Annotated in this window: 10 protein-coding genes; 4 read left to right on the top strand and 6 right to left on the bottom strand. The window is 39.9% G+C overall.

Annotation, left to right across the window (positions count from 1 at the left end; genetic code table 11):
- Positions 1–111 precede the first annotated feature (111 nt).
- Positions 112–900 (bottom strand): OmpA/MotB family protein, encoded by a 789-nt coding sequence (locus tag L2567_RS06755; protein WP_235296987.1) that lies wholly within the window; start codon positions 898–900, stop codon positions 112–114.
- A gap of 190 nt (positions 901–1,090) precedes the next feature.
- Between L2567_RS06755 and L2567_RS06760 the strand changes: the two genes are divergently transcribed.
- Positions 1,091–3,037, top strand: a complete 1,947-nt coding sequence (locus L2567_RS06760) for a YgiQ family radical SAM protein (RefSeq protein WP_235296988.1) — start codon at positions 1,091–1,093, stop codon at positions 3,035–3,037.
- A 47-nt stretch (positions 3,038–3,084) separates the two neighbouring features.
- On the opposite strand, the gene L2567_RS06765 is transcribed toward L2567_RS06760, so the two are convergent.
- Both L2567_RS06765 and L2567_RS06770 read right to left on the bottom strand, forming a co-directional pair.
- Positions 3,085–4,080 carry a pirin family protein gene (locus L2567_RS06765; RefSeq protein ID WP_235296989.1) on the bottom strand — a complete coding sequence of 332 codons (996 nt, stop codon included), beginning with the start codon at positions 4,078–4,080 and terminating at the stop codon, positions 3,085–3,087.
- 88 nt (positions 4,081–4,168) lie between these two features.
- Positions 4,169–4,681, bottom strand: a complete 513-nt coding sequence (locus tag L2567_RS06770) for a DUF1761 domain-containing protein (protein WP_235296990.1) — start codon at positions 4,679–4,681, stop codon at positions 4,169–4,171.
- A gap of 123 nt (positions 4,682–4,804) precedes the next feature.
- Here L2567_RS06770 and L2567_RS06775 point away from each other — a divergent pair, with 123 nt between their 5' ends.
- Positions 4,805–6,280, top strand: a complete 1,476-nt coding sequence (locus tag L2567_RS06775) for an SDR family oxidoreductase (RefSeq protein ID WP_235296991.1) — start codon at positions 4,805–4,807, stop codon at positions 6,278–6,280.
- On the opposite strand, the gene L2567_RS06780 is transcribed toward L2567_RS06775, so the two are convergent.
- Entirely contained in the window at positions 6,251–8,440 is a 2,190-nt protein-coding gene (locus tag L2567_RS06780; RefSeq protein ID WP_235296992.1) for a carbohydrate binding family 9 domain-containing protein, read from the bottom strand. The two genes, L2567_RS06775 and L2567_RS06780, sit on opposite strands and share 30 nt — an antisense overlap.
- 182 nt (positions 8,441–8,622) lie before the next feature.
- On the opposite strand from L2567_RS06780, the gene moaC reads away from it, so the two are divergent.
- Both moaC and L2567_RS06790 read left to right on the top strand, forming a co-directional pair.
- A complete protein-coding gene (gene moaC, locus L2567_RS06785; protein WP_235296993.1) occupies positions 8,623–9,108 on the top strand; it encodes a cyclic pyranopterin monophosphate synthase MoaC in 486 nt (161 codons plus the stop codon).
- Positions 9,092–10,219: an NTP transferase domain-containing protein gene (locus L2567_RS06790; RefSeq protein WP_235296994.1), complete on the top strand. Its 1,128-nt coding sequence runs from the start codon at positions 9,092–9,094 to the stop codon at positions 10,217–10,219. Before moaC ends, L2567_RS06790 begins: the two co-directional genes overlap by 17 nt.
- An 87-nt stretch (positions 10,220–10,306) precedes the next feature.
- On the opposite strand, the gene L2567_RS06795 is transcribed toward L2567_RS06790, so the two are convergent.
- Positions 10,307–10,639, bottom strand: coding sequence for a DUF2853 family protein (locus L2567_RS06795; RefSeq protein ID WP_235296995.1), 333 nt, complete (start codon positions 10,637–10,639; stop codon positions 10,307–10,309).
- A gap of 84 nt (positions 10,640–10,723) precedes the next feature.
- Positions 10,724–13,819 carry a WD40/YVTN/BNR-like repeat-containing protein gene (locus tag L2567_RS06800; protein WP_235296996.1) on the bottom strand — a complete coding sequence of 1,032 codons (3,096 nt, stop codon included), beginning with the start codon at positions 13,817–13,819 and terminating at the stop codon, positions 10,724–10,726.
- Positions 13,820–13,844 lie beyond the last annotated feature (25 nt).

The raw sequence follows: 13,844 nt of genomic DNA on the forward strand, positions 1-13,844 counted from the left end.
TAACAACACTTAGTATCATAACTTTGGCCATCATAGAAGTAGTTCTTTAGAACTATGAAAATTAACCCCGTATGAAAGCTGCGGTGCACAGCAGTTTTCTATTAACCAATTTTATCCTTTAAACTCTGGAGTTTCCAAAAGTTTGAAAAATTGATCCAATTTAGGAGAAATAATGATTTCTGTCCTTCTATTGGCACTTCTGCCGGCCATACTCTCATTGTCTTCCTTAGGCATATTGTCCGCTCTTCCTGCTGCGATTAATCGCTCAGGATCAACACCATATTTGTTTTCCAATACACGTACCACCGCGGTAGCGCGCTTCACAGACAAATCCCAATTATCCTTGAATTGACTATTAGAAATCGGTATATTATCGGTATGACCTTCCACCATTACATCCATTTCATAGTGATCATTAACCACACTTGCAATTTTTGACAAAACATCTTGAGCTCTGTCATTAATATTTGCCGATGCAGAATTAAATAATAGCTTGTCTGCTATAGAAATGTGTACGATGCCACCTCGAACTTCCACTTTGACATCTTCGTCATTGATGTCATTTAAGGATCTCTTCAAATTCATCACTAAAGCCAGGTTAATGGAGTCTTTCGCCTGGATTTTTGTGGAAAGATTTTCTATAAAACTATATTGCTGTGAAATGTTCTCGAGTGACTTAGAAATATTTTCTGCGCCTGCTTTTGAAACCACACTAAGGTCTGCCATGCGATCAAGTAAACTAGCGTTCGTGCCTTGTAAATCGTCTAATTGACTTTTATACAATTCTGCTTGTTCCGTTTTGACAGCAAGTTCACGCTCTAACTCTGCTCTGGACTTCCTTTTACATGAAGAAGAAAGCAGTAAGGAAGAAATCAATGCCAGGAGAAAGTATGTTCTCATATCTTTTCTTTTGAAAACGGTATAAACTTTTCAATTTATTGTTAAAACGTCTCTAAGATTCCTTACTTTTTAGGTCAATGTGTCACAAGGGAGGCTTCTTTCTTGCGGTCTTGTGAATCTTTTTGATGGGATGATTGTTACATCATGCTGGAGTTTTCAAGTAGAATATCTGTAACTTTACAACCATATAATGATCGATTTACCCATAGTAGAGCATAAATTAGAGGATTGGATGCCCATTACCCGAGCTGAAATGGAAGCTAGAGGATGGCAGGATGTGGATGTCGTTTTAATTTCAGGGGATGCTTACGTAGATCATCCGGCTTTTGGGACAGCTGTCATTGGCCGAATTATGGAAAGTGAAGGATTGAGGGTAGCAGTCGTCCCACAGCCTAACTGGCAGGACGATCTCAGAGATTTTAAGAAATTTGGCAGACCAAGACTGTTCTTTGGCGTAACGTCGGGCTGTATGGATTCGATGGTCAATCATTATACCGCTTCCAAACGCAAAAGATCCACAGATGCCTATACCCCGGGTGGGAATGCGGGATTCAGACCTGACTATGCACTGACCGTTTATACACAAATCCTCAAAAAGCTATATCCGGATGTGCCAGTTTTGATAGGAGGCATTGAAGCATCTCTTCGAAGAGTCACACACTATGATTACTGGAAGGACGAGCTGTTCCCCAATATTCTGACCTATAGTGGTGCTGACTTACTAGTGTATGGAATGGGAGAAATGCCCTTGCGAGAGATCATAAGATTGCTTTTAAAAGGAGTTCCGTTTGAATCATTAAAAACCATTCCGCAAACAGGTGTTTTGGTTCCCAGAGATGAGGATTTACCGAAGGTCAAAAAGTGGGAGGATCTACATCTTAGTTCTCATGAAAAATGCCTTAGGGATAAAACTGCCTTTGCTGCCAATTTCAAGCACATTGAACAGGAATCCAATAAAGTTCAAGCAAAGAGGTTGATACAGGGAATAGGTGACCATCATCTTGTCATCAATCCTCCATATCCTCCTATGACTGAAGATGAGATTGATACTTCCTTTGATTTGCCTTATACCAGATTGCCGCATCCTAAATACAAGAAACGAGGCGCCATTCCAGCATACGAAATGATTAAATTTTCAATCAACATGCATCGAGGTTGCTTTGGAGGGTGCAGTTTTTGTACAATTTCTGCGCATCAAGGTAAATTCGTAGCAAGCAGATCAGAAGAATCTATTCTAAAGGAAGTGGATAAGGTCACTCAGATGCCTGATTTTAAAGGTGTGATCAGCGATCTAGGCGGACCTTCAGCCAATATGTACAAGATGAAAGGCAAAATACAATCCATTTGTGATCGTTGTGTAGCACCATCTTGTATTCATCCGGTAGTCTGTAGTAATTTGGATACCAGTCACAAAGCTATGACGGAGATCTATAGGAAAGTGGATGCACATCCTGCAGTTAAAAGAGCTTACGTAGGCAGTGGAATTCGCTACGATCTTTTAGTGGACTCTTACAATAAGAAGGCTGATGGTTCACAAGAGGAGTATATGGAACAACTTGTTTCACGGCATGTCTGCGGAAGACTAAAGGTTGCACCGGAACATACTTCAGATGCAACACTACGAGTGATGCGAAAACCCTCTTTCAAGCATTTTCATGAATTTAAGAAGCGCTATGATAGGATCAATGATAAATACGGATTAAAACAACCTTTAATTCCATATTTTATTTCCAGTCACCCAGGTTCTACTGAAGAAGAAATGGCCAATCTCGCTGCTGAGACCAAAGACATGGGATTTAGACTGGAACAGGTACAGGATTTTACACCCACACCCATGACGGTGGCGACCATCATATATTATACCGGACTGCACCCCTATACCTTAAAACCGATATATACTGCGAAGACCAAGAAAGAAAAGAAAAAGCAACACATGTTCTTCTTTTGGCATAAAAGAGAGAATTACCAACAGATTAAAGATAAATTGACTGCTTTAGATAGACCGGATTTGATCGAAAAACTTCTGGAGGACAAGAAAAAAGCGAGGAAGAAAGAGATCATTAAATCCAAATCTAAGCACCATGATTCAAACAAAAATCAAAGAAAGAAAAGTAATGTAAGGAAGAAGAGGCGTTAAATTTGACGAGGGCAAGCAACGCCATTTTAGCTTAATATTCTTTTCTTTTAAGGTGTCACTTCTTTTCCGTCAGGATACAATGCAAAACGACCTTTTTCCCTAGCATGCACGTTGTCCATGCTTGACCAAGGCCATCCTCCGAACTCCGTCTCTTGATATTCCTGCATGGCGTCCATGATCTCCTTTTGGCTATTCATGACAAAAGGGCCGTATTGAGCTACCGGCTCACCTATGGGTTTGCCTTGAAGAAAAAGCAATCTGGCATTTTTTGCGCCATTTTGAATGGTCGTTGACAAATCCCCATCAAGCTCTAAAACTTTATTAGTGGAATATTCGCGACCTTCTACCTCAATTTTGTCTCCTTCAAAGAAGTAAAGACTTCGGTTGACCTTGGTTTCAGTAGCAGGGATAGTAAATTGCTTACCCGCTTCAATGTTAATGGTCCAAATCTGTACATCATTTTGTCGGTCAGCCGCCCAAGAATTGGGAGCGGGAGCTGGGGCCTGAACACCGTTGTAGTTTCCTGCAATAATTCTTATGCTTGATCCATTTTCCTGCACAATTGGAATTTCATGATTCCAGAGCATTGCAAAATGAGGCTCAACCAATTTATCCTTTGCAGGTAAGTTTAACCAAATCTGAAAGAAATCTGTGGGATTTCCTGAATCCTGATTCAACATTGGAAACATTTCGCAATGTTGAACTCCTTTTCCGGCCGTCATCCACTGCACATCACCGTTCCCGAAGCGCCCAGCAGCACCCAGGGAATCCGAATGGTCGATAAGTCCTTCCTGCACGACAGTCACTGTTTCAAAACCTCTATGCGGATGGGCTGGAAATCCTGGTATGCGCGTTCCGTGATACATTCGCCATCCATCCTTGATTTCAAAATCATTGCCCAGGTTCCTACCTGATAAGCTAGCTTTCGGTGCCATATTCTCATCTCCTGCTGGGTAATTATCTTTGTGAAAGACACAAAACAAGAAAGGATCCTGAGTTTGCCATGGAAAACTTAGATTTTTGACGCGTAGTACTGAAGACATCATTGTTTTCTTCTAGAAACATGGGCACCACTCGATTTGTTTACCGACGCAAAATTGAAAACTTATAAATCAGGATAAATAATAGTTGTTATGCTAAAGGTGCATATTCTAACACTTGACATAAGAGTCCTCCAATTAACACCAATGAAATGAGCCAGTATCCGAAATGAATGAGTATGTATTTCCATCCTCTTCTTTCAAATAACGCAATGATGGCAATGATCGGAAGAATGAAGAATATCGCGGTAAAAAGACCATGTGCTGCACCGTGTTTGAAACTTCGATGTCTATCACCATATTGGGCCATCAGATCATTGAAAACTTGCTGAGCTTCGCTGCCTGATTCCATGACTTCAGGGTTCAACAGGGAGAAAATGGCACCCTGGTGAATGACGATTGAGGTAAAAAAGAATGACAATATCACTGAAAATAGGTAAGTGAGTCCAAAAATCAAAGCCATATTAGCTCCTTTCATGGATTCGTCTGTAAAACCATTGACTTTCATCCAAAGACCACCAGCAACTTTCGGGTGATAGTAAATGGAACCAATAATTAAGGGGATCAATCCGGCAACAAGAATCATGTACCAATTCGTAGGCATAACAATTAGTTTAGAGGTTTAGAAATAGTTCTTGAAATTACAAAATATCTGTGAAATAACATTTAAAATAAAACTGAGCAATGTGTGGTAGAACTTATAAAGCTTGTTGCTGTTTAAGAAGAGATGAAAGTTTTACTTACCGGCGCAACTGGATATATAGGACGTCGACTTATCCCGCTACTTATTGAGCAAGATCATGAGATTGTTTGTGCTTTAAGAGACAGAGAACGAATAACTCTGAATTCCAGTGAAGCCAAATCAGGAAAGATCAGTTTCGTGGAATGCGACTTTCTGGAACCTGATACCATGTTCGCTTTGCCGAAAGATATTGATATAGCTTACTACCTGATACACTCCATGTCTACTTCCTCAAGCAAGTTTGATAAAATGGAAAGGGAAATGGCAGAGAACTTTAAGTCTTATCTTAATAGTACAAACTGTCGACAGTGTATTTATCTGAGCGGAATTGTCAATGATGATGAACTTTCCACTCACTTGATGTCCAGACTTCAGACTGAGAAGATTCTCCGTTCCTCAGAGGTTCCGGTAACTGTTTTGAGAGCTGCCATCATTATCGGAAGCGGCTCAGCCAGTTTTGAAATTATCAGGGACCTTTCTGAAAAATTGCCTGTAATGATCGCTCCGAAATGGTTGAAAACTTTGTGTCAACCCATCAGTATAAGAGATGTGCTAAGTTACTTGACCGGTGTCATCAATAAAGAAGCTACTTTTGATCAATCATTTGATATTGGTGGTCCTGATGTTCTTTCTTATAAAGACATGCTTTTAGGCTACGCCAAGGTGAGAGATCTGAAACGATGGATTATTTCAGTTCCGGTCTTTTCGCCGAAAATTTCATCTTATTGGCTGTATTTCGTGACTTCCACTTCTTACACCCTTGCGAAAAGCCTGGTCAGCAGTATGAAAAATGAAGTAGTTGCTTCGCCAAACGATCTTCATGAAATGGTGTCAGTCGAGAACATCGGCTATGAGAAATCTATCAAACTTGCGTTGGGTAAGATTAAACAAAATTCCGTGGTTTCAAGTTGGAAAGACGCCTTAAGCAGTGGCAAAGTCGATTCTGACCTGATGGACTATATAGAAGTCCCTACTGAAGCGGTCTTGATGGATGAAAGGAAATTTCCATTTGATGCCTCCCGGCTTGATGAAGTAATGATGAATTTGTGGTCGATAGGTGGAAGAAATGGCTGGTATTACGGTGATTTTCTATGGAAGATCAGAGGTTTTTTAGATAAATTGGTTGGGGGCGTGGGTTTAAGGAGAGGAAGAAGAAGTTCTGTCGATTTGGTAGCCGGCGATCCCTTGGATTTCTGGAGGGTTTTAGTAGCGGATCAGGAAAAAGGTCGTTTGTTGTTGTATGCTGAAATGAGACTACCAGGAGATGCCTGGCTAGAGTTTTGTGTTGACAAAAAGAATGCTGATACCTACTATCTGCAGCAGAAAGCGACATTCAGGCCTAAAGGATTACTTGGAAGAATATATTGGTATTCTGTGCTCCCCTTACACAGTCTGGTCTTTCCCGGCATGGCTAAAGGAATCATCAGAGGGTCAAAGTCCCAGCCAGTAGTTGACCTTTAAAACTATGCTTCTGCTTTTTGGTCCCAATATCCCCTCCACGATATAATCGTCTGAATAAACAACGAAAAGATCTGACATTGGAGAGTACCTCCATTGAACTCTTGAATTAATGTTGAAATTACTGGATTGTGTATTGTACTGTACAAAAGTAGTCCAGAACAGACTGGTCGAAAAATTAATTTCTGCACTCATTCTGACTAAGGTCAGATCCAGGTTACCATAAGGTTGCGGCAACCGGATATTATTTTGTTCTAATCCCAGTGAAAATCTTGCCCAAGGCTGAATTCGATAGTTAAAATCCAGGATGTTTGTAAATTTTGTACCGTTATAAAATTGCCCATAAACAGAGAAAATTTCAAAATTAAACAGCTTTCTCTGATCACTTAAATATTGAATATTGAATTCAGTCATATTATATGCATCGACAGGTAAAGGTGTTTCAGTCAATGCAAATGGGAAAATAAGGTCTACATAGTTATTGTTGAGTCGAAATCGGATTTGACTTGTATTTTTGAAGAATATAAAATGCCTCAATCTGGTGTACCATTCATTTAAGCCAGTTTGATCATTGATGATGATAAAGTTTTCCAAACCTGACCAATGGAAATTAACCGTTGAATTCTCAGGGTAGTAATAGTAGTCCAGCATATTGCCAATCTGCGTGTAACCAATTCGCTCTATGGTACCAGTGATGGGATTAAAATTGATCAATCTGGCATTGAAACCCATATCTGCGTAATAATTCTCGCCAAGATTTTGAATAAACAGGAAGGTTCTAAAATTCTGTCCGCTGTAGTTTATTCTGCCGTATATATGCTTATTCTTATCATTAAAGCCATCTTTGAAGGAATGAACATAGCCCAATTGACCTTGCCAAACACCGTCTTTGGTACTCAGATTCAATTCGCCTCCAGCATTTCTTCCATAATCTCCATTGATCGATTCTGTTCCATCATAGGCTTGCCTACTAAGAAAAAATCCTTTGATATTCGACCTGGCTCCTAATGCGTGCTGGCCACTGAAGGCGGAATAGTTTTGAGAAGAAGTTATTTCATTTTTTGCTGTCTGCATGGAAAATGCACCTATTCTCAGCTTTTTATTGATATTTCCAGTTAATCTACCTCCATACAGTATAGGAACTGTATTGCCTTGCTGATCTAAACCGATCCTTCTCGAATAAAATGGACTGTTGGCAAATTGTCCATAGCCATTAAATATGTCTGCATTTTCCAGGAAAAATTGTCTCCTTTCCGGAAAAAATATGTTAAAGCGGGTTAAATTGGTCACTTGCCGGTCCACATCCACTTGAGAAAAATCCGGGTTCACAGTCAAATCCAGATTGAGACTTGAAGTCAAAGCGATTTTAGCATCTGCACCTGCCGTTATTTTAGAATTAATCGCCGCTTCACCTGAAGCATTTTTATCCGTACGAGCGCTGACATAAGGAATGACTGCGATATTTTTTCCTTGCTTTTTCGGCGGTGTCTCGTACACCATCTCACCAAAATAACCAATATCTATACCGTCAAACTGCCGCGGGACAGGGGACCAAACATGCTGTTGATTCAAGCTGGGTTCATCTCTGTAAAAATTGATGCCCCAGGTATTGTTTTCTGCCTTAAATCTGAGGGTCTTAAAAGGAATGGCCATTTCTACGGTCCATCGATCCACATAGTTGCTTGTAGCAACCTTCCATTTATTATCCCAGCCTTCATCTACATTATTTGCAGCCATCAGCGCTTCCGATGGCGCTCCGGCAACATTCACACCAAATGCGAAACCATTCGATTTTTGATTTTGAGGATCGATCACAACGGCAAATTGATCTCCTGATCCAAATTGATCTCTTTTCAAAGTATTGATGACGTAATCACCCTCATCATATAAAGTAGCGGCGATGTATAGAAAGTCGTTATCGTAAGTCACTTGCACTTCCGTCACTTTATCAGCAGGTATTCCGTCAAGTGGAGATTGCTGATAAAAATCACCTTGTTTAGGGGTAATAGACCAAGTCTCTTCACTGAGCTCTCCATCTATAATAATCCTCTCTGAAGTCGGCTGGATCGAAAATGACTTTTTGTTACCCACAAAATCAAATTCTTCCTGTGCAAATGAAAGGGTATAAGCAATGGTCAAGGTTAAAAAAAGCAAAAATCTCATTATGAAGTAAAAGTTTGGATAAAGGTAGTTTTTTTAGATTCTACAATTTATTTTAATGAATATTTAGTATACTGAACTCGTCATTTTATAGACGAGCAGATCTTAAGAATATGATCTAGCGAGGAAATATTCATTAGGTTGGAAGAATTAAACTGTAAATTTGTAAGAGTAAACAAAATCGTATGTCTGATAAGAGCTTGACGCATGTAGGACCTGAAGGTGAAGCTACAATGGTTGATGTGGGAAATAAAGAGGTAACAGAGCGTAAAGCAATTGCGAGAGCCACTATTCAATTAGGCGAAGAGATTGTGCAGGAAATCAAACGAACCAATCTCCAGACCAAGAAGGGGCCTGTTTTTCAAGTAGCAACTTTGGCCGGAATTATGGCTGCTAAGAAGACGGCTGATTTGATACCACTTTGCCATCCATTATCTTTGAGTAAGATTGACATAGATATAAGGTTGATTAATGCTAGTGAAGCTGAAATAGAGTGTCTGGTTAAAACTTCGGGTAAAACTGGAGTGGAAATGGAAGCATTAACTGGAGCAAGTATCGCTGCTTTAACGATATATGATATGTGTAAAGCCATGTCACATAAGATTGAAATTAAGGACGTCAAACTAATCCATAAATCCGGTGGAAAAAGAGATTATGACATTACAGAATAAAAAAGATGCTCATCAGAAGCATGCCAACTTGGCTAAGCCTAAGCTGGGTTTTTTTGCCAAAAATGAATGGGCGATTATGGGTGCGCCATGTGGAGAAATCAGGAAATTAGTTGAAAATCTATCCAGCCTTACGACAGAAAATATACTCTATATAGATGAATCACACGACCATGAAGAACAAGCAAGCCATTTAGCAATCGCTACCAAGAAAGGAGATGCCCAGGAATTTTCTCACTCTATTTCCTGGAATAAGTATCAGAATGCGCTGGCAGCCAATGATTATGATATTGTTTTGATCAATGGTAATCACTTCAAAGCCAATAAGCAAATAGTCATATTAGATGACAGAAAAAAGGAATCTTTAAGTCGGAAACTAGATCGACTCACCGATGTAAGGGCTTTTTTATATACCTCTGAGGTAAAAACACCATATGATTTTCTTATAGATGGAGTGATGGAAGAGGACATACCTCTCATTTCCATTAGTGATATAGAAACCATTTGGAGGCTCATTAGAGCTGAAGTCTCTATTCCTAGCCTAAAGGCACTTGTCCTGGCCGGCGGAAAAAGCACCAGGATGGGGGAGGATAAGGCTGAAATAGAATACCATGGCCGAGGGCAAGCCAGGCATATGTATGAAATGCTGGAAGGTCTGGGTCTTGAGACACATTTATCATGCAGAAATGATCAAGCCAAAAAATTTCCCGATTTGCGGGTCATATTGGATAAAGTGAATGGTTTGGGTCCATTCGGTGCAATTGTTTCAGCATTTATGCGAGATCCGAATGCGGCATGGTTGGTAGTTCCATGTGACTTACCACTATTAGAAGAGAAGCACTTAGAAAATCTGATAAGTTGCAGGAATCCTTTTAAACAGGCTACTACTTTTTTAAACGCAGAAACTCAATTCCCTGAACCATTGATCAGTATTTGGGAACCCAAGATGTATCTGCGAATGCTTCAATTCTTAAGTTTAGGATATTCATGTCCAAGAAAGATTTTGATTAATTCCGATGTAGAACTTATTAAAGTTGAGAATCAGCAGTTCATGATGAATGTAAATACACCTGATGAGCAACAAAAAGCGCATGTAATTTTAGAAGAGAAATAGTCATCTCTCTTAACGAAAAAAGACTGCAACGAGGTGTTACAGCCTTTCTCTAATGTTCTCTAATTAGATTCTTATTGAATCAAATTCTTAAGCAGGTGATTTTCCTGCTTTTTTAGCAAGAACCGTATAAAAAATGGCTCTATACTTATTTTTATTACTCTTACCCATGGCTTCTATGGCATGATTAATCATACCATCTAAATCGTCACTTTCTTTCATGCCCAATTTGCCCATTAAGAAATTCTTCTTAACTCTGTTTAATTCATCTTTGTCAGAAGAAGAAACCGTTTCCGCATCGTCATTATAGATACTTGGTCCGCAAGCTTTCGTACAGGCTCTCAAAAGGTCATCACTTGCACTGATTCCCAAATCTTTCATTTTGGCCTTATACTTATCAACTTTCTCATCAAATTTGCTCATTAAAATTACTTTTGGTTCGATAATATTGTTATATGCCGTTAAATATAAATATTTAATTCCAACTTATACAAATGCTTACATCATTTAGTCCTTTTTAGCGGGTACGGAAATAACATCAACCTCCTTACTCCTAATCATCTCATTCATCTGCGGTAACTTTTCATCTCTAATTTCATAGAACATGTCCAGTTGCTCATTAATTTTCTGTGTCAGTTCATCTCGAACAGCAATGGCCTGATCTGTAGGTCTAAAGTCACCATAGGATGCTCCTGAAGCTACAGCTGCCAGTTTATTGGTTAAGCGAATAGGATAATTCAAAGGATCCTGACCTGATCTGTTTTTAGTCTGATATAGCTCTTTTTCAATATTGGTTAAGCTGGTATCAATATCAATGGCCATACGGACTACTTCCTGATCTATAGCAGTACTATCTTTAAACGGTGCCAATTTTTCTTTTAAAGCCCTCATGTCTTTGATGGCTTGATGTGCTTCACTTACTTTCTCATTAATCCCTTGAATGAATTCAAATTGTGCTTGCAGATCCGCTTCTGTACTTTCCATTCTTGGATCAGGAACAATCTTGAAAGGTGAAGACAAAGTTTGATCATTATATCTAAGTTCGACAGTATAGTCTCCCGGAACAGCTGTAGCACCACTTAGACTCGCTGCCCATAAAATCATTCCTTTAAACCTCTCAGCAGGTGGGTATTTCAAGTTCCAAATGAATCTATTAGAACCTTCCTCGACCTCTAACTTATTCTCTTTATCATGATTGGAATAGGCAATGATTTCTTTTCCGCTTTCGTCCATAAAAGATAAGCTAACGGTGTCTTTCTCATCATACTCTTTCATATAATAATAGACTATGGCCCCATCGGGGTGATTGATACCTGCACCTTCTACTCTTTCTGAATATCCACCACCCATTCTAATAACATCTTTAGGAGCGAAAAGCTTAAGACTCTCATCAGATTCTAAAGCCATTAAATCGTAAACAGGAGTCAAATCATCAATGATCCATAAACTTCTTCCCTGAGTAGCCACAATGAGATTATTTTGTTTAACCTGTAGATCAGTAATAGGTACGATTGGAAGATTTTGTTGAAATGGATACCAATTTGCACCATCATCGAACGAAATGTACATGCCACTTTCAGTTCCAGCATATAATAATCCTTTTTGGAAAGGATCCGCTCTTAAAACTCTTGTAAAATGTTCTTCATCGATTCCATTCGTAATCTTTTTCCAGGATTGGCCATTATTTTCAGTTTTAAATAAATATGGTTTGTAATCACCTTCTTTATAGAGCGTAGCAGCAATGTAGCATCCTTCCACGTTAAAAGGGTCAGGTTCAATGCTATTGACCATAGCCCATTCCGGCATGTTTGAAGGGGTAACATTTTTCCAGTTTTCACCGCCATCAGTGGTCAAATGAACCAAACCATCATCTGATCCGACCCATAAAACGCCTTCTTTTAGAGGAGACTCATCTGCTGCAAAGATGGTACAATAGTATTCAACACCAGTATTATCCTGAGTGATGGGTCCTCCTGAAGATTTAAGCTTTTCCGGATCATTTCTGGTCAAGTCAGGACTAACCAATGACCAGGACTGACCTTCATTCGTGGAAACATGCAAATGGTTTGATGCCGTATACAGCTTATTTGGATCATGCTTCGAAAAGAATATGGGGAAGTTCCATTGAAATCTATATTTCATGCCTTCGGCACCGTAACCCATAGGGTTGTCAGGCCATACGTTGATGCCCCTTACAGAACCCGTTTCATGATTGACTCTCGTCAGAAAACCACCATAAGAACCTCCGTATACAATTTCATTGTTTTCAGGATCCACAGCGATGTGCGCCGATTCACCACCTGCTGTAGACTCCCAATCTGATTCTTCAATGCTTCTGCCATCTGTTCGATGTGCAATCCTGACTGTGCTGTTGTCTTGCTGTGCTGCATAAATTCGATACGGGAAGTGGTTATCAGTTGTCACTCTGTAAAATTGAGCTGTAGGTTGATTGTGATAGGTAGACCAGGTCTCTCCACCATCAAAGCTTACTTGAGCGCCACCATCATCTCCTATAATCATTCTTTGGTTGTTGTCGGGATCTATCCAAAGATCATGATGATCACCATGTGGTGCCCTGTATGACTGAAAGGATCTGCCACCATCTTTCGATTTATGGTAGGAAACATTGACCACATAAACAGCATCTTCATCTTCGGTATCAGCGTAAATTCGGGTGTAATACCAAGCGCGTTGCCTTAGACTTCTATCGTCGTTGGTCTTTGTCCAGGTTTCACCTCCATCATCAGATCTAAAAACACCTCCTTCATTGTTTTCTATAATGGCATATACTCTATTGCGTTGAGCCGGAGAAACGGTTACACCTGAAATACCCCAGTCTCCATCAGGTAATCCTTCAGCATCTGAAATATCTTCCCAGGTTTCACCACTATCTGTACTTTTCCATAAGGAGGAACCTTCACCGCCACTGGACAATGAGTAGGGAGTTCTTCTGATTTTCCAGGTCGATGCGTACATCACCCTTGGATTATGAGGATCTATCACTAAATCCACCGCACCTGCCGAAGCATTAGCAAAAAGCTTTTTAGTCCAGGTCTGACCACCATCAGTACTCTTGTAAACTCCTCTATCCTCTGTATCCTTATACAGATCTCCCATCACTGCTGCATAGACAATATCGGGATTGTCTGGATGAATTCGTATTCTGGAAATGTGTCGTGATTTTTCAAGGCCCATTTGCTCCCAGGTTTCTCCAGCATTCACGGATTTCCAAACTCCATATCCATATGAAACATTGCCACGAACGGTTTTTTCTCCACCACCTGCATATATGACATTGTCATCAGAAGGAGCTACCGCAATGGCACCAATGCTGCCGCCGAAAAATCCATCCGAGATGTTTTCCCAGGATCTCCCTCCATCTTCAGTTTTCCAGATACCACCGCCGGTACTTCCAAAATAAAATAAATTGTCTTTGCCCGGCACGCCAGTAACGGCGCAAGATCTGCCTCCTCTAAAAGGTCCGATCAGTCTGTAATTTAGGGATTCAAGAATCTCAGAATCCGAATCCTGTGCTTTTACGACATTGATATCCAAAAAAAGGAGCATCAAAATGCTAAAAGCAATTGCAATAGTGGCTTTCATAAATAAGAATTTTAAAAGTTTAATA

Origin of the sequence: Portibacter marinus (genome assembly GCF_021533195.1) — a bacterium.
In the GTDB taxonomy this organism is placed as follows: Bacteria; Bacteroidota; Bacteroidia; order Chitinophagales; family Saprospiraceae; genus Portibacter; species Portibacter marinus.